This window comes from Shewanella mangrovisoli, from assembly GCF_019457635.1.
GTDB lineage: Bacteria > Pseudomonadota > Gammaproteobacteria > Enterobacterales > Shewanellaceae > Shewanella > Shewanella mangrovisoli.
In genome coordinates this window covers 1,410,948-1,431,622 of sequence record NZ_CP080412.1, presented here as the reverse complement: position 1 = coordinate 1,431,622, position 20,675 = coordinate 1,410,948, and the positions used below count along the sequence as shown (strand labels likewise).

24 protein-coding genes and 4 tRNA genes are annotated in these 20,675 nt (G+C 46.9%); 8 read left to right on the top strand and 20 right to left on the bottom strand.

Features of this window, described 5'->3' with window-relative positions; genetic code table 11:
- Positions 1–614: 614 nt before the first annotated feature.
- The 5 genes from K0H60_RS06355 to trmB form a co-directional block, all read right to left on the bottom strand.
- Positions 615–1,556 (bottom strand): LysR family transcriptional regulator, encoded by a 942-nt coding sequence (locus tag K0H60_RS06355; RefSeq protein ID WP_011625622.1) that lies wholly within the window; start codon positions 1,554–1,556, stop codon positions 615–617.
- A gap of 418 nt (positions 1,557–1,974) precedes the next feature.
- Positions 1,975–2,796 carry a YggN family protein gene (locus K0H60_RS06350; RefSeq protein WP_220057614.1) on the bottom strand — a complete coding sequence of 274 codons (822 nt, stop codon included), beginning with the start codon at positions 2,794–2,796 and terminating at the stop codon, positions 1,975–1,977.
- Between the two features lie 178 nt (positions 2,797–2,974).
- Positions 2,975–3,889, bottom strand: a complete 915-nt coding sequence (gene glsB, locus K0H60_RS06345; RefSeq protein WP_220057613.1) for a glutaminase B — start codon at positions 3,887–3,889, stop codon at positions 2,975–2,977.
- Positions 3,889–4,215 (bottom strand): YggL family protein, encoded by a 327-nt coding sequence (locus K0H60_RS06340; RefSeq protein WP_011621970.1) that lies wholly within the window; start codon positions 4,213–4,215, stop codon positions 3,889–3,891. Before K0H60_RS06340 ends, glsB begins: the two co-directional genes overlap by 1 nt.
- Positions 4,216–4,260: 45 nt before the next feature.
- A complete protein-coding gene (gene trmB / locus K0H60_RS06335; RefSeq protein WP_011621969.1) occupies positions 4,261–4,977 on the bottom strand; it encodes a tRNA (guanosine(46)-N7)-methyltransferase TrmB in 717 nt (238 codons plus the stop codon).
- Positions 4,978–5,156: 179 nt separating this feature from the next.
- Between trmB and mutY the strand changes: the two genes are divergently transcribed.
- Positions 5,157–6,275 (top strand): A/G-specific adenine glycosylase, encoded by a 1,119-nt coding sequence (gene mutY / locus K0H60_RS06330; protein ID WP_220057612.1) that lies wholly within the window; start codon positions 5,157–5,159, stop codon positions 6,273–6,275.
- A gap of 9 nt (positions 6,276–6,284) precedes the next feature.
- Complete coding sequence (locus tag K0H60_RS06325) at positions 6,285–6,563, top strand: oxidative damage protection protein (RefSeq protein ID WP_011621967.1); 279 nt, start codon at positions 6,285–6,287, stop codon at positions 6,561–6,563.
- An 85-nt stretch (positions 6,564–6,648) separates the two neighbouring features.
- Here the strand turns inward: K0H60_RS06325 and K0H60_RS06320 are convergent, their stop codons facing one another.
- Positions 6,649–7,224, bottom strand: coding sequence for a YceI family protein (locus tag K0H60_RS06320; protein WP_220057611.1), 576 nt, complete (start codon positions 7,222–7,224; stop codon positions 6,649–6,651).
- A 4-nt stretch (positions 7,225–7,228) separates the two neighbouring features.
- Complete coding sequence (locus K0H60_RS06315; RefSeq protein ID WP_220057610.1) at positions 7,229–7,780, bottom strand: cytochrome b; 552 nt, start codon at positions 7,778–7,780, stop codon at positions 7,229–7,231.
- A gap of 388 nt (positions 7,781–8,168) precedes the next feature.
- Between K0H60_RS06315 and K0H60_RS06310 the strand changes: the two genes are divergently transcribed.
- From K0H60_RS06310 to K0H60_RS06295, 4 genes are all read left to right on the top strand, one after another.
- Positions 8,169–8,244: transfer RNA gene (locus K0H60_RS06310), tRNA-Phe, on the top strand.
- Between the two features lie 6 nt (positions 8,245–8,250).
- Positions 8,251–8,326: transfer RNA gene (locus tag K0H60_RS06305), tRNA-Thr, on the top strand.
- 464 nt (positions 8,327–8,790) lie between these two features.
- Positions 8,791–8,866, top strand: a tRNA-Phe gene (locus tag K0H60_RS06300).
- Between the two features lie 6 nt (positions 8,867–8,872).
- A tRNA-Thr gene (locus K0H60_RS06295) sits at positions 8,873–8,948 on the top strand.
- A gap of 57 nt (positions 8,949–9,005) precedes the next feature.
- Here K0H60_RS06295 and K0H60_RS06290 read toward each other — a convergent pair.
- Positions 9,006–9,191 carry a hypothetical protein gene (locus K0H60_RS06290; protein ID WP_011716270.1) on the bottom strand — a complete coding sequence of 62 codons (186 nt, stop codon included), beginning with the start codon at positions 9,189–9,191 and terminating at the stop codon, positions 9,006–9,008.
- 153 nt (positions 9,192–9,344) lie between these two features.
- On the opposite strand from K0H60_RS06290, the gene K0H60_RS06285 reads away from it, so the two are divergent.
- Positions 9,345–9,689, top strand: coding sequence for a DUF3634 family protein (locus tag K0H60_RS06285; protein ID WP_220057609.1), 345 nt, complete (start codon positions 9,345–9,347; stop codon positions 9,687–9,689).
- Positions 9,690–9,782: 93 nt separating this feature from the next.
- Here the strand turns inward: K0H60_RS06285 and K0H60_RS06280 are convergent, their stop codons facing one another.
- The 12 genes from K0H60_RS06280 to K0H60_RS06225 all read right to left on the bottom strand — a co-directional run bounded on the left by K0H60_RS06280 (position 9,783) and on the right by K0H60_RS06225 (position 19,951).
- Complete coding sequence (locus tag K0H60_RS06280; protein ID WP_258405795.1) at positions 9,783–9,992, bottom strand: YajG family lipoprotein; 210 nt, start codon at positions 9,990–9,992, stop codon at positions 9,783–9,785.
- A 96-nt stretch (positions 9,993–10,088) separates the two neighbouring features.
- The gene (locus K0H60_RS06275; protein WP_220057607.1) at positions 10,089–10,637 is read right to left on the bottom strand and encodes a DUF3833 domain-containing protein; all 549 of its coding nucleotides are present in this window, start codon (positions 10,635–10,637) and stop codon (positions 10,089–10,091) included.
- Positions 10,625–11,197: a chalcone isomerase family protein gene (locus K0H60_RS06270; RefSeq protein WP_220057606.1), complete on the bottom strand. Its 573-nt coding sequence runs from the start codon at positions 11,195–11,197 to the stop codon at positions 10,625–10,627. Before K0H60_RS06270 ends, K0H60_RS06275 begins: the two co-directional genes overlap by 13 nt.
- 54 nt (positions 11,198–11,251) lie before the next feature.
- Entirely contained in the window at positions 11,252–11,797 is a 546-nt protein-coding gene (locus K0H60_RS06265; RefSeq protein ID WP_220057605.1) for a DUF2878 domain-containing protein, read from the bottom strand.
- A 12-nt stretch (positions 11,798–11,809) separates the two neighbouring features.
- Positions 11,810–13,066 (bottom strand): SAM-dependent methyltransferase, encoded by a 1,257-nt coding sequence (locus tag K0H60_RS06260; protein ID WP_220057604.1) that lies wholly within the window; start codon positions 13,064–13,066, stop codon positions 11,810–11,812.
- A gap of 1 nt (position 13,067) precedes the next feature.
- On the bottom strand, positions 13,068–13,859 hold the full coding sequence (locus K0H60_RS06255) for a DUF1365 domain-containing protein (RefSeq protein ID WP_220057603.1): 792 nt from the start codon (positions 13,857–13,859) through the stop codon (positions 13,068–13,070).
- Entirely contained in the window at positions 13,856–15,106 is a 1,251-nt protein-coding gene (locus K0H60_RS06250; RefSeq protein WP_220057602.1) for an NAD(P)/FAD-dependent oxidoreductase, read from the bottom strand. Before K0H60_RS06250 ends, K0H60_RS06255 begins: the two co-directional genes overlap by 4 nt.
- On the bottom strand, positions 15,103–15,903 hold the full coding sequence (locus K0H60_RS06245; RefSeq protein WP_220058121.1) for an SDR family NAD(P)-dependent oxidoreductase: 801 nt from the start codon (positions 15,901–15,903) through the stop codon (positions 15,103–15,105). The genes K0H60_RS06250 and K0H60_RS06245 overlap by 4 nt, the downstream gene beginning before the upstream one ends.
- Positions 15,903–16,349, bottom strand: a complete 447-nt coding sequence (locus K0H60_RS06240) for a nuclear transport factor 2 family protein (protein WP_011625607.1) — start codon at positions 16,347–16,349, stop codon at positions 15,903–15,905. Before K0H60_RS06240 ends, K0H60_RS06245 begins: the two co-directional genes overlap by 1 nt.
- Positions 16,350–16,394: 45 nt before the next feature.
- Positions 16,395–17,876, bottom strand: coding sequence for a deoxyribodipyrimidine photo-lyase (phrB, locus tag K0H60_RS06235; RefSeq protein WP_220057601.1), 1,482 nt, complete (start codon positions 17,874–17,876; stop codon positions 16,395–16,397).
- The gene (locus tag K0H60_RS06230) at positions 17,866–18,924 is read right to left on the bottom strand and encodes a MerR family transcriptional regulator (RefSeq protein WP_220057600.1); all 1,059 of its coding nucleotides are present in this window, start codon (positions 18,922–18,924) and stop codon (positions 17,866–17,868) included. The genes phrB and K0H60_RS06230 overlap by 11 nt, the downstream gene beginning before the upstream one ends.
- A 73-nt stretch (positions 18,925–18,997) precedes the next feature.
- Entirely contained in the window at positions 18,998–19,951 is a 954-nt protein-coding gene (locus K0H60_RS06225) for a YbgA family protein (protein WP_220057599.1), read from the bottom strand.
- Positions 19,952–20,152: 201 nt separating this feature from the next.
- Between K0H60_RS06225 and K0H60_RS06220 the strand changes: the two genes are divergently transcribed.
- A complete protein-coding gene (locus K0H60_RS06220) occupies positions 20,153–20,662 on the top strand; it encodes a hypothetical protein (RefSeq protein ID WP_220057598.1) in 510 nt (169 codons plus the stop codon).
- The last annotated feature ends 13 nt before the right edge of the window (positions 20,663–20,675 follow it).

The window sequence follows — 20,675 nt, the reverse complement described above, 5'->3', positions numbered from 1 at the left end:
CCGTGGGAGGCTAACGCTAGCCTCCCTTGAACGCCTTGCCAATAAAATCCTTAAATCGCAGCCAATAAAAAAGCCACTATTAAGTGGCTTTTTTATTGGATTTATCACCAGCTTGGTCATAAAACCCTATCTCACTGTGGGTCACTATATTTGATGTATTAAGCAAGTAGCTAACACTCGGTGTGACTTTAGGGTACAGAGAGACAAAACTCGTTTCCCGCACTCAACCATCAGAAAAAAATTACCTCAGCCTAATGAGCTGAGGTAAACCAAAAACTAGGATGATGGTTTAAAAGCCAACATTGTTTTAGTTCGCAAACTTCTGCTGGCTGTGATCCGAAACTGCATTGCTGCCAACCTGTACGCTAATACCAAAAGGGGTCATTTCCAGTAAAAGTGTAGGACTCAGGTCATTCCGAATCATCTGGCAACCATTGTATTCATTTAAGAACAGACTTCAATACGCCTACTAAAAAGCTGTTTTAGAGAACCCTAAAAAACCAAACTAAAATACAAACCAATCTCGATACAAATAATTGATTTTAAATGAATTTCAAAACCATCAAACTCTCTAAAAATGCATTAACCGCATTTTAAGAACAATGTTTCCAAAATTACTGACGTTCACTGAAGAGTTCCGCATAGGGAATGTCCCAATAAGGCGGATTACCTATGTGATCTTTAATAAACTCAATGAAAGCACTCACCTTAGGCGCTAGGTGTTTACGGCGTGGGTAAACGGCCTGTAGTGGTAAATGATGAGTCAGTTGCCAATCCCTCAGCAGCGGCACTAAGGTGCCCTTAGCGATTTCATCCTCCATCAAGTAACTGGCAAGATATACAACCCCTAAGCCACTGATCGCAGCTGATTTTAAAGCGGGAGCGTTATCCACTCTAAAGTTACCAGAGACACCTATTTCGCAGTAATCATCACCTTTTTTAAACTGCCACATGCTGTGCTCATGCCACTCACCTTGATACACCAAGCAGTTATGGTCGACCAATTGTTCAGGGCGCGACGGTTCGCCATGTTTCGCAATGTAATCGGGGGAGGCAACGAGGAGGAACTGACACTTCATCAAAGGGCGCGCCACCATACCGAGAGGAAGCTGCTCAGACATAGTCAACAATAGGTCTAAACCTTCGCTGACCACATCGACCTTATGATCTAATAAGCTGACTTGCAGCTCGAGCTCAGGGTGTTTGGCCATAAATGATGGCAGTGCGGGAATGATATGCATAGCGCCAAAGGACTGGGAAATCCCCACCTTTAATACGCCGCGGGTGGCATCGTTTAAGTTATGCACGCTAGCAATGGCCTGTTCGGCATCGCGGAGTAACTCTTCACCTTGCAGATATAACAAATGTCCAGCTTCAGTCAGACTTAAGCTTCGAGTGGTACGCTGGATCAGTTGAACACCGAGTCTATGCTCGAGATCGGCGACCTGCGTACTGACCTTAGATTTAGAGATCCCAAGCCTTCTTGCGGCGGCACTAAAACTACCAGCTCTGGCCACATGAGTAAAAATCGCAATAGGTTCTAACAGTTCTAACATGGAAAGTCGCCTTAAGCAGTTTCGACAGTGATATTAACTTTCGGAATAGCATAGGAATGCAGCACAAATGCCTCAAAGCACCCCTCAATGCCTTAATATCTCACAGCAATTGGGTTAGTTGTAGAGATTTAGCCCGAAAAAGTCCGCTAAAGTAGAGTGTTCTATCTGACTGAATTGCCAGCTTTTCATTATATTTTAAGAGTATACCAAACATTAGTCTTTAGAATGTAATATTCCATAGTAAATAGCCGCAAGCAATCAGATTAATATCAATCCGTTTGGCTAAAATGAATCAAGAAAAAGCCCCAGACACTAAAAGTGCAGGGGCTTTTTCACTTATATCACGGCATTGATAGTGTCAGTTAGATCGGCTTAACCTGGTTCAAACCCGTTTAGACCTTAACTACCCTTGCGAGCATTATTCACGTAATTCATGGTGAGTGTTTTGCGTCAACACATAGGGGGCTAACTCTGGCACTTCTTTACGCAGTTGATTTTCAAGCACGAGCAGATTTTCAAAACGGTCACATAAACGGTCGGCTTTCGCTTCAATCCCCTTAGACTGGGACTCAATTTGCTGCTCAATATCGTCGCCTAATCTATCCATTTTTTGTGAGAATGCGTCCATCTTAGCTTCGAAGGATTCCCCGTCGCCCGCAAGCATTTGGCCGCCGATATTCATCATCAGAGTGCCAATGGAGTTTTGCACGATTTGCTCCATTTCCCGTTCAAATTCATCGTTAAAGGTGTTTTGCATCGACTCTTCGGTCGCGCCAAGGTAAAAACTATCGCCCTGCTTGTAGGCTACGGTATCGACACGCTTCTGCACGCCCGCCATCATCTCATCAAACTTAGCGCCTGCGGCATCGCCCATCAGTGGCGTCAATGCCATACTCACAGCTTGAGAGGCCAGTGCAACCGCTTCATTGACTAATTCAATGACTTCAGGAACCTGAGTCGATACCTCATCGGCATATTGGCTCACAAGCTTCTTCTGTTTGTCGGTTAAGGTGACCTGCTTGCCTTCAACGTATAACTTGTCGACCTCGATGCGATACTTCTCGGTGCCCTTCTCGCTCATCACTAATTTTTTAGGCTCAACTCTCACATCATAATTAAGGGAAACCTCACAGCGCTCATCGATTTGCGGCTCAGTTTTCGCTTGTGCTGATTGCCAGCCTGAAGCGCCTAAAATAACGCCCGATAATGCCACTCCAGTTAATAGCGTATTTATTTTCATTGTTGTTCATCCTTTAATCTGAGGAATTCGACTAAGCTAACATGCTAAAAGACGAATAGCAGAAGACATGCCAACTTTGTAACAATATGATTAGTATGAAGTTATAGAAATTAGCACCGATAGCAGATTAGTGAATTTCACTAATAGTTAGCCTAACAGTGCTAATAGAAGGATTAAATCAGAAGATTGAACGTCCGAGGCGCTGGCTTAAATGCTCAAGCATTGCCGTCCCCGCGAGGGAGTTACCTTGATTGTCTAATTCGGGAGACCAAACGCAGACCGAGAGTTCCCCGGGGATCACCGCAATAATGCCACCACCGACACCGCTTTTACCCGGCATACCAACACGATAGGCAAACTCACCGGCGCCGTCGTACAAGCCAGAGGTTGCTAACAGGGCATTTAACTGCCGCGTCTGTACCTGCGAAATAAGCTCAGTGCCGTCTAAGGTTTTACCGCGGTTGGCTAAATACAACATCGCCCGTGAGAGGTCGGCGCAATTCATTTTTAAGGCGCAATAATGAAAATAAGTGCGCAGCACTGTATCAACGTCACCTTGAAAATTACCGAAGGATTTCATCAGATAAGCGATGGCCGCATTACGTGCACTGTGCTGATATTCAGAATCCGCTACTTGCTTGTCGAAACAGACTTTATCGTTTTGACTCAGCGCCCTGACCAATTCCAACATCCGATGCTTAGGCGCCCCTAAACGGTTCTGCAATAAGTCGGCGATGACTAATGCGCCAGCATTAATAAAGGGATTGCGAGGTTTGCCCCGCTCGAGTTCAACTTGGACTAATGAATTGAAGGAGTGTCCCGAGGGTTCTTTGCCGACGCGGCTCCAAATTTCGGTTTCTTCATATAAAGTTAGCGCTAAGGTTAAGCTGAAAACTTTAGAAATACTTTGAATTGAAAATGGCTCAAGGTAATCGCCTGCGCCTATGGTTTCACCGTCGATTGTGGTCACGGCGATGCCCAATTTACCAGCATAAACATTGGCGAGCGCAGGGATGTAATTAGCAACCTTTCCTTGGCCGAGCAAGGGTCGAACTTTGTCGACCACTTCCTCTAATAACGCCTGTTCTGGCATTAACTCCACCAGATATCGTACAGATCGCTAACTTCGAGTTGAGTCACTTTTTGACCCGCCCAGAATGCCTTCACTGCAGCAACATCTTCCTCGGTGCACTTACCGATAGTTTGGGTAGCAATAATACCTTCCCACTCGATATGACCACCGCCGTGAAAACCTAACTTACGGGCTTCAATGACTTCATCGATAAACTTATCGACCGTTGCATCAATATCGGCTTCAGAGACAGATGCATCGAAGGTCCAAGTAATGTCAAAACCTAACTCTTGGAATTCATCAACGCGCATTTTCTTACGTAAACGACGGCTACGATTCTTTGCCATAGTGATTTTCCCCGTTGTGTTAAAAAATAAAATCAATAAAAGATGTTAAGCGATACGCTCAAACATCAGATCCCACACGCCATGGCCGAGGCGATGACCACGGGCTTCAAATTTAGTCAGTGGACGATGATCTGGGCGCGGCACCACGGTACCATCGGCGGATTGGTTTTTGTAACCATTGGCCGCATTCATGACTTCCAACATATGTTCGCTGTAGTTTTCCCAGTCGGTTGCCATATGGAACACGCCACCAATCTTCAGCTTGCGACGGATAAGCTCAGCAAATTCCGCCTGTACGATGCGGCGCTTGTGGTGACGCTTTTTATGCCAAGGATCGGGGAAGAACAATTGCACCCGCGCAAGGCTGCCATCGGCGATAGCATGTTCTAACACTTCCATTGCATCATGGTGATACACGCGAAGATTAGTCACCCCAGCGGCGGCGGCGTCACTTAAGCATGAACCAACGCCAGGCTTATGGACTTCAATACCGATAAAGTTCTGCTCAGGAGCTTCTTGTGCCATTTGTACTAAAGAAGCGCCCATACCGAAACCAATTTCCAGTACAGTATCGGCTTCGCGACCAAACACTTCGGTCAGGTTTAATGGTGTTGGGCTGTAATCTAAGCCCATTGTTGGCCACTGAGTCTCAATGGCTTGCGCTTGACCCTTAGTCAAACGACCTTCTCTTAGGACAAAGCTTCTGATCTTACGCAGATACTTGCCTTCTTCATTAAATTCAGCGGTAGTGACTTCGCTCATTTTTGCCTCGTCTCGTGGACAACACCATCTAAAAAGAAGGGCATTATCCAAAGTTCAACTTACAGTGCAAGCACTAATGGAGGCGAAGTATAACAAGATTATCCTAGAGAGCGAATCTAGGCCGATTTTTCGATGGGGTGTTACTTGTTTGCCAACCAATCTCCCGCTACACTGCGCCGATGAAATCTACAGCCTCCTTTGCTACACGTATCGTTAATTGGTACGACAACCACGGTCGTAAAACCCTCCCTTGGCAGCAAGATAAAACCCCATATCGCGTATGGGTTTCAGAGATTATGCTGCAACAAACTCAGGTTGCGACTGTTATCCCCTATTACCAGCGTTTTATGGCACGTTTCCCCGATGTGTTAGCCCTCGCTAACGCGCCGGATGATGAAGTACTGCATCATTGGACTGGCCTTGGTTATTACGCCAGAGCTCGCAATCTGCATAAAGCCGCTAAGATGGTTCGCGATTTGTATCAGGGGCAATATCCAACAGACTTTGAGCAAGTGTTAGCGCTGCCAGGTATTGGCCGTTCAACAGCAGGAGCAGTGTTATCCCTATCACTTGGGCAACATCATCCGATCCTCGATGGCAATGTTAAACGCGTATTAGCAAGACATGGCGCGATTGCGGGCTGGCCCGGTCAAAAACCTGTGGAAGAACAACTCTGGCAATTAACCGAGCAGTTAACGCCAGAGCAAGATATTCAAAAATATAACCAAGCCATGATGGATATTGGTGCCAGCATTTGTACTCGCAGCAAACCCAATTGTGCCGCTTGCCCTGTGGCAGTCGATTGCAAGGCCCAACTTATGGGAAGGCAGACCGATTTTCCGGGTAAAAAACCGAAGAAAACTATCCCAGAGAAAGCCGCTTGGATGTTGGTTTTGCTTAAAGATAACCAAGTCTTCTTGGCTAAGCGCCCTCCTGCAGGCATTTGGGGCGGACTATGGTGCTTCCCCGAATTTAGTACTCAAGCCGCACTCAATGCAGAGCTTGAGGCCAAAGGTTATCACGCCACGCAACTCGAACCATTAATCGGTTTTAGGCATACCTTTAGCCATTTCCATTTAGATATTCAGCCCATGCTACTGAATTTAGATAGCCAAGCGAATGGCTACAACAAGCAAACCTTGGGTATGCAGAGCGTGGGCGCAGTCATGGAACAAAACCAGTCTCTCTGGTATAACATCAATCAACCTTCCAAAGTGGGACTCGCCGCCGCAACCGAGCGCGTGCTAGCCAATTTGGGATCACTCGTAGCTAATGCTAGCAACCTCGACAGTCAGTAAGGAATAATCATGGCGCGTACAGTCAATTGCGTATATTTAAACAAAGAAGCCGACGGCCTAGACTTTCAACTGTATCCAGGTGATTTAGGTAAACGTATTTTCGATAACGTCAGTAAAGAAGCTTGGGGCCTATGGCAGAAAAAACAGACCATGCTGATCAACGAAAAGAAGCTCAACATGATGAATGTTGATGATCGCAAGTTTTTAGAAGAACAAATGACCTCTTTCCTCTTCGAAGGTAAAGACGTGGAAATTGAAGGCTTTGTGCCTGAAAAGGGTCAGGAATAAGCCTAAGCGCCTATCCATAGAAAGCAAAAAAGCGCCCGAGGGCGCTTTTTTATTCGCTGATAAATGCAGCTCAGTAACCTTAAGCTTACTTACGCACGCCTTCTACCACTAAATCTAGCTCAACATTGGCTGACGCTGGGCCTAAGTCCATCTTGATACCGTAATCTTTCATTGCAAACGTGGTAGTACCGGTAAAGCCTGCACGGTATCCACCCCAAGGATCTTGACCTTCACCCACAGCATGCGCTTGGATTGCCAGCGGTTTAGTCACACCGTTTAGCGTGAAGTTACCTGTGATAACCAGATCGCCATTGCCTTTGTCTTCAACCGAGGTCGAAACGAAAGTCGCTTCAGCAAATTTAGCTGTATTTAAAAAGTCGGCACTACGGATGTGTTTATCACGCTCGGCATGGTTAGAGTCCACGCTTAAGGTATTCACTTTAACATTCACTTTAGCTGCCGTTGGATTTTTAGCGTCGTAGCTGAAATCACCGCTGAAATCATTAAAACGACCTACGACATAGCTATAACCTAAGTGGCTTACTTTAAAGGTAATAGAGGCATGAGCGCCTTCACGGTCAATCACATAATCAGCAGCTGATGCGGCCATAGGAGCCAGTAAAGCTCCACCAATCAAAGCAGCTAATAGTTGTTTTTTCATTATATTATCCTCGGTTAAATTTAATCATCTTGAGTAGTGTTGAATCTTTATCGATAAAATGGTGCTTTAACGCGCCTAACGCATGCAGTAAAACCAGAGCAATCAAGCTGTAGGCGGCATATTGGTGAATATCCCCCGCGATATCAGCCTGATTTTCAATCAGCGGCGTTAGGCCGGGTAACTCAAACCAGTCGAACACCATAATTCCACGGCCCTCTGCCGTCGAAATCAAAATACCAGCGGCCATAATCACCATTAATAAGAGGTAAATCGCACCATGGGCAATGTGGGCGCTAACCTTTTCCCATGTCTGGTGATTTTGCTCAGGAGCAGGCTTTGGATTAACCAAACGCCAAACTAAACGAAACAGCGTTACCGCCAGCAGCAAAATCCCAACGCTTTTATGCCAATGTGGTGCCGTTTTGTACCATGCACTGTAGTAGGTCAATTCCACCATCCACACACCGAGGGCAAAGAGTCCAATCACCACAACCGCACTTAGCCAATGGCTGGCAATAGCAATAAGTCCATAATTCAACTTAGTATTTCTAAACATATGGCCACTCCACACCTCTGCACTTAAGTCGCACAATCAAATAATAGTCATTATCATAAAACGAAAATTAAAAACTAAAATCAGTAAAAATCGCTCATATCTTTCTAAAATTCAGAAAGATTAACGCTATTATGGTGTTAACGCTGATTGTGGGGCTTAAACGGGTCACTCACGCGACAGGGAAAACAACTTTACGGCATCAAATAAGCCCTATTCCAACGGGTTTATAGATAAAAAACAGCCAAAGTGCACATTAAACAGTCGAACACATCATTTATCAGGAAAAAGCGCTTGCAGAGGATAAACACCATCGCTAATATAGCCGCACTTCGAACGAGGCAGCATTAAGTTGTCAGTTTAAGGTAGTCAACTAACGCTTAGTTTAGTTGCCCGAATAGCTCAGTCGGTAGAGCAGAGGATTGAAAATCCTCGTGTCCCTGGTTCGATTCCGGGTTCGGGCACCACTATTCGCCGGCATAGCTCAGTTGGTAGAGCAACTGACTTGTAATCAGTAGGTCCCGAGTTCGACTCTTGGTGCCGGCACCATAAAAAACAAAAAAGCCACTCAATGAGTGGCTTTTTTGTATCTGGGATTTGAGTGAATTCAAACTCCTTCAATGTCCAATCTAAATTACTGCTAATCCACTCACGATAGTTCCAGTTGTTCACAAGCCCCCCTTCATGGGCATGTCGCTATTAAACAAGTAATAAACAAAATACTGACTAACAACTTAATACTTAGCGCTGCAAATTTTTAAAATTTTCAGTAATCCACTGCCGTTTTATTCATATATCCCACGACTAAATCGTATTAAGCCATTGATAGTTCGGCCAAGTGAACCATTCGAATCTCTATAAAGCCTTAAATAAGGCGCTTTTTGTTTAATACTTGGTCAGTCGAATTAAAAGGGCTTGCACAGCGAAAGCGAGCACTATATGATACGCGCACTTCGAACGAATGGGGTGTTAAGCACTCGGTTTGAAGTAGTTAACTAACGCTTAGTTTAGTTGCCCGAATAGCTCAGTCGGTAGAGCAGAGGATTGAAAATCCTCGTGTCCCTGGTTCGATTCCGGGTTCGGGCACCACCATTCGCCGGCATAGCTCAGTTGGTAGAGCAACTGACTTGTAATCAGTAGGTCCCGAGTTCGACTCTTGGTGCCGGCACCATAAAAAACAAAAAAGCCACTCACTGAGTGGCTTTTTTGTATCTGTGATTTTAGTAATTTACTTAGTCAGCTCATGCACTATCGGCCTATCCCCCGCCTGCACTTGATGTTGCAAATGCCGCCAACCATGGGTCAACTCATTAAGCGGTTCTTTTCGTTCTGGAAACTGTGCAGATAATTTATCAATAATATCAATTTGTTTTTTGCACAATAACGACCAACGGTCTGCATTCGATAGGTACATGGCGTTTTCCTTAACTGAGGGAGTACATTTCCTGAGCAGTTTAAGACTAGGTCAAATTCATGCCATTGCCAAATAAAAATTGCGTGTTAGCGCACTGTTAAAAGCCATAACTCCAGAGTATCTTTGTCCTATAAACATAAGAGAGGAGGCATTATGACAGCCACGATTTTAAAGCTCGTTTTTATCGCTATTGGTTTGTTTCTGGTTTATAAGCTGATTTTTGCAGGTAAGAAAGGACTGACAATTTTTGAAATGCATTTTAAAGATGGTCGCATGACTCAGCATAAAGGCAAAATCCCAGAACGCTTCGAGCGCGAATGCCGCCAACTGGCCAAAGCGGAAAAGTTGACTTGCACTATCAGAGCAGAAAAAAACTCCGGCGTGCGCCTGCATATTTCTGCCAATGTGAATGACAACCTACAGCAGCGGATCCGTAACCAATTTCCCTTTGAGTATTACGATAAAAAGGCGGTCGACAATAGCCATCAAGCGGGTTAATTTTCAGAATCATCAGCCCTTATGTCAAAGTAAGGGCTGCACCATTCTCCCAAACTCTAGTGAGTCGCTCAAATTCTATTTGATTTATCAATCTTAGAATTTAATCGGATCCTTTGGCTCTAGCTTTCCATCTTCGCGCGCATCACGAACACGGCGCTCATTATCCTGCACCATAGGATCGCTAATGGGTTGATTGGGATCAGCTTGCTTTTCTGAAGTATCATCAAAGCGAAAATCAATATTTGAGCAAGCGGTTAAAGAAAGGTTTGCGACTACCGCCAATAAGATCCAATGCTTTTTCATCGTAAAACTCATATAAGATTGATTTATTCCACCCAGTCTAAAGCATGAAACGCTGGATTATTAGCCAAGCTATACCGTTAACTCGACAACAAAATACTAGCGCTTTTGGATCACTAAGGTCACTTTGGCGACAGTGACACCCCATTTAATAATATCGCTTTGGTTAATAATGGTATTGTCGTTCACTAAGTACATCCAATCATCAAAGTGTACTTGGTATTCATCACCCTCGACGGGTAGTAGCATATCGTAGCGCCAACGCAGCGCACTCCCGCTCGCCTCCCCTTGCGCAGTGCCGATAATATCGTTAGCCGTGCCTGTGTATTGCCCTTCCCCTTGGGATTGAATACGCCAAATACGAGTTTGGGTTTCACCATCATCATAGACAAACCACTCTTTGATAGTGCCTTCTGTCCCCTGCCAACTCGCATCCATGGTGACATTAAACCGACGAATCACTTTGCCACTGAAGTTCTCAACAATGCCCGATGCCTTAAGCGGGCCATTAAAGAAGCTTTCTAACACTAAGGGGGGATTAGTATCTCGATAGTCACTCACATCGACGCTGGAGCAGCTAGTCAAAAGACTGGCCATCAACAACCCTAGGACAATAGGCTTACCCCAGTTAAGCTTTAGCAATCGCATGATTTTTCTCCTAATAATTGCGCCCTTAAGGTTGGCCGGCTGGTATTGGTCGATAACCAAATCGCCAGAAAAGCTTCGGCTAATTTGGGCTCTTCGATAATCCCAAGCGGCTGTCCATTGAAAAAGAACTGACTGCGCTGCGCATCAATGAGTTTGAAACTTAAATGATCGCCAGGCACAACATTAGGCCAAATCCCCTTGAGTAATTGCAGCCAATTGGCAATCTCATCCTTGGTGTAGCCTAAGTGTCGCCACTGTTCTGCCGTCGCCTCTAACAGATCATCCGCCTCAATATCCCGATAATATTCAATGTCTAATAACTGCGGATAAATCCCACTCTGGTACTTACCCGTATTGGTCATCAGTTTGGCTTTATAGACATTAAACCAGAGCCAATCCATCTCACCTCGGCCCACCTCAACTAGCCCAGAGGTCAGGGTATTTTCGATGGCCGCAGGCGTGGCGCTATATCCTGCGACTGGCAGCAATAATCCACACAGGGCGCCAAGATATCGCCTTCTTGAAAACATCGCTGACAATATGGATGAAAGATGAAGCATCTGATTTCTCCAGCAAGACAAGGATTAACGAGCTTATAAACGCGCCTAGATAGTTCACCCCATAGACCTATGGCCGCGCGAGAGTGTGATGAAAAGAGGCAATAACAGCGCCCAAATAATCGCGAGGATCACCGCAGAAACGCCCTCACCATAGGGAAGGCTCACGGCATCAAATGCAGCCCCAGCCAAGTAACTCAGGCTGCCGAAGACGGCGCCTAAAATGGCTTGTAATACCATCGCAAAGTCGCGAATAAGCTTAAGACTATGGTGCAAACTCACCGCAAAATGTAACCAGAGGCAAGCCAGCCAAGCGGGAAAAGCCGAAAATTCAAATACACCCGCCAACGTTAGCAAGCTATCAACTGCCATACCGAGTAACCCAATCTTAAGCATTGTGCTTAAGTCCCGAGGGATAGCTGCGGCGGTTTCCACTCGCGACAGTAATATAAAATGCAGCACTAACAGAGGGATACTCAGTAACAGCGCGCTATTGCCAAACAACACACCAGTCCACCAAACACACTGAAAACTCAAGGCGTTGTAGAATATAAAGCCCTGATGTTTTGAGATATTGAGTATGGTTCCCGCCATAGAGGACATCTCATCACCACCTTAGTTAACGCTCACCACATTTGGTAAACGATAGTCAGGGCGTACCGCCACTAAATGCACTGTGCTCGTGGTGCGCTCTAAAAAGCCTCCTTCGCAATAACTTAAGTAAAACTTCCACATACGGATAAAGTCGTCGCCATAGCCAAGGGCTTGCACTTGCTCGATGGCACGGTCGAAGTTGTTATGCCAGTCCCTCAGCGTCTTGGCATAATCGAGGCCCATATCATCAATCGACCACACCTGCATATCAGTGCGCTTGGCCAAGTGTCCAACCATTTGGTGAACCGAAGGTAAGCAACCGCCTGGGAAAATATATCGCTGAATAAAATCAACACCCTTGCGATAACTGTCGTAACGTTGGTCGGCGATGGTGATAGCCTGCAATAACATGCGGCCATGGGGTTTGAGTAAGGATTCGAGCTTTTTAAAGAACCCCGGCAGGTACTCATGGCCAACGGCTTCTATCATCTCGATAGACACTAGTCTGTCGTAGGTGCCACCAAGATTACGGTAATCCTCCGTCAATAAAGTGATGCTATCGCTTAAGCCTTCCCGTTCGACTCGCGCTTTCGCGTAGGCATATTGCGCATCCGAAATCGTTGTGGTCGTCACGTGCACACCATAATGTTTGGCAGCATAAATGGCTAAGGCGCCCCACCCCGTACCGATTTCGAGTAAGGTCTGCCCAGGTTGTAGGTCGAGCCGCTCACAAATGGTTTTCAATTTATGCAGCTGCGCCTGTTCCAGACTCGCTTCGCTATCGGGATAAAGGGCACTGGAGTACAACATTTCGCGGTCTAAAAACTGCTCATACAAGGCATTACCTAAGTCGTAATGGGCCAAGATATTGCGTTTCGATCCCTGCTGTGAGTTTCGATTCAGCAAATGTTTCATACGGTTAACCGAACCAGTCAGCCAACCGAATTTCGCCTCAATCTTATCGAGCAAGGGGAGATTGCGGGCAAACAGTTGCACGACCTTAGTGAGATCTGGGCTAGTCCAATGGCCTTGGATATAGCTTTCACCGGCGCCGATGGAGCCCGAAAACATCGCTTGGCGATAGAAGCTCGGATGCTTCACCACCAAGGTGGCATGCAAATCACTGTGATGCTCACCAAAACGATAGCTCTTGTCGCCCTCTACTAAGGTTAAACAGCCATAGGGGAGATTTTCTAATGCTTTAAGCAGTAGCTTACGGGCCAGACTGTCAGGCAATTTTGCCGTAATAACAGAAGATTGCGATGCAGTGTTTTCCATCTTATTTCTCCACTTGGGCAGGATGTGGCACAAAAGGTACGCGCTTAAAGAACAGCTTTAACGCCTGCCAATAAATCCCGCCGAAAATTTTCAGCGTCATAAATGGAAAGCGAAACAACAAGGCGCGAAGGGATTGAGTATTGATAGTTTGGCGAGTCATCGACAGGCTGGCATTGAACAAACGCTTACCCGTCTGATTCGGTAGATTCTCGATGCCAATCTTTAAGCGTTCAGTAGGCGGTTCAACATGCCACTGGTAGCGCATATCGAGATTCATAAATGGCGAAACGTGAAACACTTTATCCGTGGTTTTAGGGGCGGATAAATCCACTAAATAACAGTGGCGTTGGTCCCACGGGGTATTGCTCACTTCGGCGAGCATATATAGAGGCTGTAGTGCTTGATAACAAAAGTAAAAATTCACTGGGCTGAAGTACACGCCAAAGTGACGGATTTGCCCAACAAACAACACTCTGTCGCAAGGTTGGTGACCGCCTAACTCTGCAACTTGCTCAAGCACCCGCTGCTTAAGGGCAAAGCTGCTTGGCTCGTTTATCTCAAGCTGCCGACTCTGATTATCCCTTGTCGTAAAACTACGAAGGTAATCCTTGGGATTAAATCTGAGTAGCGCGCGCTGCTGACTGGCGAAACTGCGCCCCATAGCACTGATGCTATCGACCTCGTCTAAATCAATCGCCAACAAAGCCATTTGGTAGCTAAAGTGGTGTTTTACTGGCGTATAGCGACTATGGGTCACCCTGCCGTAGTAAATACCGCTATTGAGCTCACTCATAGCGTCACCCCAAAGTGAGCGCACACGTCTAAGGCGCTGCGGACACCGTCCTCATGGAAACCATTGTGCCAATAGGCGCCCGCAAAATGGGTATGGTTTTGCCCAGAGATTTCTTCCCGACGCGCCTGCGCCTGTAAACTCTGCTCATTAAACACAGGGTGGGCATAGTTAAAACGGCGCAGAATTTTGGCTTCATCAATCAGCTCAGTCTGATTGAGCGTTACGCAAAAGGTTGGTGCGTCGCTAGGTAAGCGCTGCAGAATATTCATATTGTAAGTCACAGAGGCGGGGCGTTTTTGATTGCCATCCAAACGATAATTCCAGCTGGCCCACGCCGCCTTGCGCTTCGGTAAAAGGTTGGTATCTGTATGTAAAATCACCTCATTATTTTGATACTGCAAGTCACTCAGAATCGCTTTTTCAGCCGAGGTGACATCGGTTAGCATTTTGAGCGCTTGGTCGCTATGACACGCAAGGATCACCTCATCGAATATCTGCCACTCACCATTCACATAGAGTTTGACGCCATCAGCATGGCGTTCGATGGCACTCACTGGGCTGTTTAAATGCAGATTGTCTTTAAAGGGGGCAATTAAATCAGGGATATAACTGCGTGAGCCGCCCTTGAGCACATACCATTGCGGTCTGTTGCTGACGTTTAATAAACCATGGTGCTCAAAGAAACGGATAAAGAAGCGCAGCGAAAAGGCGCGCATATCTTCAATGCTCGATGACCAAATTGCCGCGCCCATGGGCAAAATATAATGCTCGGCAAAAAAGTCGGAAAACTGCTCGCGGTCGAGAAACTCCCCTAAGTTACCAGCGGGATAATTATCCTGCTGGTAAATCGCCTTACAGCTTTTATTAAAGCGCACAATTTCATTTAAAAAGGCCCAAAAGCGCGGATTCAGGAGGTTACGCTTTTGGGCAAACAAACTGGCAAAGTTATGGCCATTGTACTCAAGTCCCGTCAGGGCGTTATGCACACTAAAACTCATTTCGGTCGGCAAAATACTGACATTTAAGCGGGCTATCAGCCGCTCAAAACGGGGATAAGTTCGGTCGTTAAACACGATAAACCCTGTGTCTATCGCATAGTGTTTACCAAGATGCTCCACATCCACGGTCGCAGTATGGCCGCCTATATAGTCATTGGCCTCAAATACAGTAACCTTGTGGGATTGGCTGAGTAGATAGCCACAGGTCAGTCCTGAAATTCCCGTCCCTACAATGGCAATATTTTTCATCGTCCTGCGTCCTTAAGCGCCCTTGGCTGGTTATCCCGTTGGATTATTTTTTGCCAAACCAAGGCTGGTAGAAATGACATCAATTTCAATAAATAAGTAAATCGTTTGGGGAAATGGATCTCGGTTCTGCCGCGCGAAAGCCCGCGGCGAATTGCCATTGACGCCGCCTTTACATCGACTTGCATCGGCATGGCAAAATCATTCTTGGCCGTCAAAGGCGTCGCCACAAATCCTGGGCAAATCACACTCACTGATATCCCGTGTTGAGCAAGGTCGAGCCTCAGACTGGCGGCTAAATACTGCACGCCCGCCTTAGAAGCGCCGTAGGCCTCCGCACGGGGAAAGGCTAAATAAGTTGCGCTCGAACTCATCAATGCCAAGCGCGCGCCTCTTGGCATTAAGGGTAAAAAGGCGCAAAGGCAGTAGCCCATGGCAATCAGGTTGGTGTGCACGACACGCTCAAACAATCTGTCGTCGAAGTGTTTAGCGTCATCGATATACTCGCAGCCACCCGCATTGAAGATCACTAAATCTAGCTGACAGGCACATTGAGTCAGTAAATCTTTGATGCGGCGAGCATTCTCTTGGACTTGGCTGCGTTCGCTAATATCAAAGCTGATGCAAGTCGCCCCAATCAGCACTGTTTCGGCAAGGGCATCGAGCTTGGCTTTATCTCTCCCGCAGGCAATCACATGCCAGCCTGCGGCGAGATAATCCTTGGCTAATTGCAGCCCAATGCCCGAGCTTGCTCCTGTGATCAGCACAGTGTTGATTTTGTGGATCTGCACCGAGGTCATCACTTTGCCGCCCTGTCTTTAAGCAGGCGAATGAGACCGCCCATGCAGGGCAAATGCTCATACAGCATTTGCCCTAAGTCGAAATAATCTCGGTGAAAGTAAATCCGCTGATGAAACTTAAGCTGACTCATACCATCGACCCGGATAAGCTCGCCCTTGTTTAACTTGGGATGGCGATATTGCATCTGCCAAAATAGCGAGGCTTGGGAGTCATCTTGCAATACCTCTTTGATTTCGAAGTGAATGTAGCCAACGTTTTTGTAGAGTTTGGCAAAATACTCAGTCAAGGCAGTTAAACCATTCACTTGATGCATAGGATCGATAAAACAAATATTGTCATCGTAGACCTGAGCCAACAGATGCAGATTGTCCTTGTTTAATGCTTGATAGAGCGCGATAAACTCATCAACCACACCGCTCTGTTCAATCTTCGCTTGGTTTATCATCCAGATAGCTCCCTAAGGGATAAGTTGTAAGGTTGAGCCTATGGCTTAGGCCTTTTTCAGCACCCCAAGTACCGCCAGCGCCCTCGCCCTTGCCGCATTGTGCTCCACAATCGCACAGGGATAAGCCGAGTCAGACTCCAGCAGTGGCGCCTCAAATAACGAAGGCGTTTTTTGCATATTGGGTTGATGCAAACGCTTGATTCCCCAAGATGCCAGCTCTGGTAAGTACTTACGGATAAAGCTGCCATCTGGATCAAACTTTTCGCTCTGGCTGATGGGATTAAAAATGCGGAAATAAGGCTGAGCATCACAGCCACAGCCAGCCGACCATTGCCAGCCACCGTTATTGGCCGCCAGATCGCCGTCGATAAGGTGCTGGCGAAAATAGCGTTCACCCCAGCGCCAATCGATAAGCAAGTGTTTGGTTAAAAAGCTCGCCACCACCATGCGCAGCCGATTGTGCATCCAGCCAGTTTGATTGAGCTGGCGCATCGCCGCATCCACAATCGGATAACCAGTTTTGCCCTCGCACCACGCTAAAAACTCAGCTTGGTTGTTACGCCACTGCACATGATCGGCCTGACGATTAAAGTTGTGCCCCTTGGATAAATCTGGAAAAGCCACCAACAAATGGCGATAAAACTCCCGCCAGATAAGCTCATTCAACCAGGTTCGTCCAGGGCTAGTATCATCGACAATCACCTCGGGAAAACACCCAAGCAGCGCCGCGATACATTGCCTTGGGCTGAGCACACCCAGCGCCAAATAAGGGGAGATAACACTGGTACCATCGAGAGCTGGAAAGTCCCTATCCTGCTTATAGTCTTGGGCTTTTTGCTGAATAAATGCGGTAAGGATGCGCTTTGCCTGTCCCTCTCCCGCCGCCCATTGCTCGCTCGAGGTTAGCTTGCTTGTTGATTGAAAACGTTCTTTAAAACTGAATGGCTTTGGTTCAGGTAACATAGGGCCAAGCGGTGCAGGCACCCCAAGCGGCAAAATAGCGCGTTTGGCGGCAACTTCTCGCCACTTGCGGCTAAAGGGCGTAAACACCTTATACATTTCACCGCTTAAGTTAAGCACTGTACCCGGCGGCAATAGGCAGTGTTCGTCGCTGAGCACTAAGGTGATACCCGCATCGAGACAGGCTTGGTCGCGCTTTTGCTCGTTGATTTCGGGTTCTCGCCCCGCAAATACCCGCTCAACCCCAAGCTTTTCACAGTAACTCGCTAAAAAGGCGGGCACCTCTTTAAAGCTATCGAGCTGAATAAGCTCAAATTCAATCCCTAGGCTTGCGAGTCCTTGGGCAAGTAAATTCACATGCCGCTGGATAAAATCAATCTGGATCGGCGCCATATCGTGGCTGAGCCACTGGCTCGGAGTCGCAATATAAATCGCCCTAAGTTTTGCGCCAGGCGCTTGCCGCACCCAATCACAGGCGGCCGTCAGCGCTTGGTTATCCGTTAGACGCAGGTCTTGGCGAAACCACATCAACGCGTGCTTTGCCGCTGGGGTTTGATTATCGCTCATCGGCTTGCTCTCCTTGCTGCACTTCGGCCTCGTTTTTCTGCTTGCGTAGCTGTTTCTTCTGTTGCTCTTTTGCCGCCGAAACTTGGCTAACCCATTCAGCCAAGTCTGGCGCCATAAACGCCGATAAGGCCGTGAGAGTCGGTGCAAAGGGGCCGATGAGATAACTGGATTGAGCCATTTGCTCGAGCACGCTTTGCAGCTCAAAGATTTTCGATGGTGGATGGTTCGCCTCGGGCAGTAGCAAGAGAGCGTCCACCTTGAGCCGATTGTTGATAAGCCCAAGGCTTGTGGTGTCGAGCACGCCAAGGTTAATGACTGACACTCTTAACTCGGCAAGCTCTAAGCGTAAAACCAGACTATACAAGCGATTAGTGATACTCGAATTGCTTATGCTCGAATGAGTCATGTTCGAATGACCGCTAAGCTGCTCGGCCATTTTTTGCCCTTGGACAGATGGCAAACACACTATACCGATTTGCGCCAAACTGGCCTGCCCGGCAAAACTGGCGCGCCCTCCGATGCGACTTGTTAACTCGCTTTCTAACCATACAAGCAACAGCTCGGCATCTAAACGAGGCTCAAGCAAAGCAGGTAAGTGCGCCATCCAAGCCTGCAGCAATTTTTGCTTCACTAATTGGAAGGGATATAAGCCGAGGGCTTCATCAAGGATTTGGTGTAGCTTTTGTTGCTCAAGTTCAAACAGCGCGCTATTTAAAGCTGTGATCTGCTCCTGCCACAAATCCCCCTCTTGCAGTGCAGTGCTGTCGGCCTCGGTCGCAAGTGCCGAACTCATCAGTAAAGGTTTGACCTTACTGATGGCGACCCCCTTGGCTAACCAGGCATTGATCTCATGGATTTGTTGAATATTTTCAGGTGTGTACAACCTATGGCCCTTAGGCGTGCGCGCAGGGATGACCAGCCCAAAGCGGCGCTGCCATGCTCTTAGCGTAACCGCGTTAACCCCGGTCAGTAGCGACACTTCCCCTATCGGGAGCAGCTCGCGACTCTCGAGGTTTTCGGCCTCAACCTTTGAATCATGTTTTTTCATGTCAATCACTTAACTCGTTAATCTTAATGCATTATCTAATCGTTCAAGCGCATATCTCGGCTAGTGCCAGTGATTAATAGGCATAGCGCAGCTTTAATTCCTCTGGGTGAGGATTTAGATACACTTGGTCCTCAATATAGGGGGTGGGGAATTGGCGCAAATAGTGGTTAATCAAGGTGATAGGCACCAGCAAAGGGAGAAGGCCTTGGCGATATTTCATAATCATTTCAGACAGTTCCAACTTCTGTTCTTTATTCAAATGCTTTTTAAAATAGCCCTGAATATGCTGTAAGGTGCTGGTATGGTTTCGACGGGTGGCATTAATTTTTAAGGCTGTCATAAAGCCCGCAAAATAGCGCTCGGCGGTTTGTTCTAAGTCTTCAATATTGGCCACTATAGGCCCAAGCTCGCGGTACCATTTAGGGCTATGGGCCATCAACAGATACTTATAGCGGGAGTGAAACTTGACTAACTTGTGCTTGGTTAGGCCCTCATGACACATCTTATGCCAGTCGTGATAGGCATAGACTCGGGTAAAAAAGTTCTCCCGCAACACCATATCGTGCAGGCGACCTTCTTCCTCGACAGGGAGATAGGGGTAACGCTCCATCAACTTACGGGCAAACACTCCAATGCCTGATTTAGTGCCATTATTGGTGCCAATTTTGTATTCGGTCACCCGCTCCATACCGCAGGTCGGCGATTTGGCGCAGAGTAAGTAACCGCCTAAAAAGCCTAATTCCTCAACCTTTTGCTCGCTAAAGCGATTGAGTTTGTAGGTGACATCCAAGCTGCCATCACCACTCTGCACACGGATCTGCTCACCATCGCGCACTAATCGAATGCTTTTTCGCGGTGCACCTAGGCCAATCGCCATTTCTGGACACAAGGGAACATAATCAAAAAAAGGGGCAATCTCTTGATTACAATAGGAAGAATTTTTATGCCCACCGTCAAAGCGCACCTTCTCCCCTAATAAGCAGGCACTGATCCCGATTTGAATTCGCTGCGGATTAAACTTGTACATAATGCTATTCCTTGTATCACTTTGAATAACATTACGGACCATTCTTGTACAAGGATCAAGTTTTTGTACAAATTTTTATAAAAATTTCCTGACGCTAAAAATCCAACGAAAGTCGCTAGGGCTTGGCCTTGATATTGCTTAGTTTATTCGCCCGATTGGCGCGACAACTGAAAGTGAACATCAACGAGGGAGAATAAGGAAATGACGGTTATCAATCCCAATAGTTATGCGGCCATTGCATTAAGTCAGTTAAAATCGGCTCAGACTCAACAAACGCAAGGCGTACCAAGCGCTGCGGCAAGTCCGAGCGCTCAAGCAACAGTCCCGCAAGATACAGTTACCCTATCGGGCGGCGTGACTCGAAGCGCTGAAACCAGCGATACCTATAGCCAGCTCGCGCCCAATGCCAAGCAAAATTACACCACCAATGTGCAAAATATTGCCGGTACCGAAGAGAGCGCAAAACCCGAAGACAGATTAACGGAAGCCATGCAGGCTATCCTCGATAAACGCACCGGAGTCGACAGGGAAAAACTGAAGCAGCTAGAAGAGGAAATGGCGAAAATTGCCGCCAATGACAGCTTATCCGAGGAAGAAAAAGCCAAGCAGATAGCGCTACTCGAAGCCCAAAAAACTGAGCTAATTAAAGAAGCGACTGAAAAAAATGAAGAGCGGCAACGCAATAATCAAGCTGAAGTCTATTTTAGCTAATGCTTAAAAAGTT